The following is a 1,637-nucleotide window of genomic DNA, read 5'->3' on the forward strand; positions in this document are numbered from 1 at the left end:
CCAGTTGGGTGGCCTTGGCGCTGGGCGCGAGCAGCGGCGTGGCGGCGGCGGTGCCCATGCGTGCGCTGGTCGTGGCCGGTGCGCTCAGGCGCGGCTGCCAATCGTGGTCGCCGGACAGCACCACGAAGCGTAGCTTGCCGTTCTCCACCGGCAGGGTGGTGTGCCACTGCGCCGGGCCACTGCTGCGCGCGGCGGAGAATTCCACCGGCAGCAGCGCGCTCTTGGACAGGATCGCCGCTTCCGCCGGGGCGGGTGCGCGCATCTGCGCGAACTCCTCGGGCGGTCCGGCCAGTTGTTTGGGAATCAGTTCGGCCGCGTGCAGCGCGGCGGCGGGGACGACGAGACACAGGACGCAGACGGCGGACAGGTTCGACAGCTTCGGCATGACGCGCTCTCCCTGGCGGTGCTGAGAAGCAGACGCACATGCCGGAGACCGCGGCGCAGTGCGCCGCCGGCAGCACGTCGGCGAGGACGCAGCGCCCCCTCGCCACGCGTTCGCCTGCGGTTATAGCCAGCGCACATTGCCGGACAAAGACGCAATGCAGCAATGCACGCCGAACTGGGATGCCGGACATGCTGCAAGCGCAGCGATGCCCGGCGCACGTGGCGCCGGGCATCGCCAGGTCACGCCGCCCGCGCGTGCTGGCTGCGCAACTGCTGCGCCGCCGCCACCATCGCCTGCAGCGCATTGCGGGTTTCCGCCCAGCCTCGGGTCTTCAGCCCGCAATCCGGATTGACCCACAGTTGCTGCGGATCCAGCACCGCACGCGCCTTCTCCAGCAACGCCACCATCTCCTGCGTGCTCGGCAGGCGTGGCGAGTGGATGTCGTACACGCCCGGCCCGATCGCGTTCGGGTAGCGGAAGCGCACGAAGGCATCGAGCAGTTCCATGCGCGAGCGCGAGGTCTCGATCGAGATCACGTCCGCGTCCATCGCCGCCACCGCCTCGATGATGTCGTTGAACTCCGAGTAGCACATGTGGGTGTGGATCTGCGTGGCATCGCGCACCCCGGCCGCGGCGATGCGGAAGCACTGCACCGCCCAGTCCAGGTACGCCTGCCAGTCGGCGCGGCGCAGCGGCAGGCCTTCGCGGATCGCCGGCTCGTCGATCTGGATCACGCCGATGCCGGCCGCCTCCAGGTCGCGCACCTCGTCGCGCAGCGCCAGCGCGATCTGCCGGCAGGTCTGCGCACGCTCCTGGTCGTCGCGCACGAACGACCACTGCAGCACCGTCACCGGCCCGGTCAGCATGCCCTTCATCGGCCGCTCGGTCAGCGACTGCGCGTAGGTGGTCCAGCGCAGCGTCATGGGCGCCGGGCGCTGCACGTCGCCGTAGATGATCGGCGGCTTCACGCAGCGCGAGCCGTAGCTCTGCACCCAGCCATGACGGGTGAAGGCGAAGCCGTCCAGCTGCTCGCCGAAGTATTCGACCATGTCGTTGCGCTCGAACTCGCCGTGCACCAGCACATCCAGGCCCAGTTGCTCCTGCGCACGCACGCAGCGTTCGGTCTCGGCGGCCAGGAACGCGTCGTACGCGGCATCGTCGAGCTTGCCGGCCTTGTGCTGCGCACGCGCCTGCCGCACCTGCTCGGTCTGCGGGAACGAGCCGATCGTGGTGGTCGGATACAGCGGCAGCC

1 protein-coding gene and 1 pseudogene are annotated in these 1,637 nt (G+C 70.0%); both read right to left on the minus strand.

The features are described 5' to 3' along the window. Positions 1-385 (minus strand): annotated as a pseudogene (locus tag D180_RS21545) (conditioned medium factor); the annotation flags it as partial. 239 nt (positions 386-624) lie between these two features. After that, a partial coding sequence (gene metE, locus D180_RS21550; protein ID WP_017914405.1) for a 5-methyltetrahydropteroyltriglutamate--homocysteine S-methyltransferase occupies positions 625-1,637 on the minus strand: 1,013 nt, incomplete at its 5' end.

The sequence above is a fragment of the Xanthomonas sp. SHU 166 genome, assembly GCF_000364685.1.
Taxonomy (GTDB): Bacteria; Pseudomonadota; Gammaproteobacteria; order Xanthomonadales; family Xanthomonadaceae; genus Xanthomonas_A; species Xanthomonas_A sontii.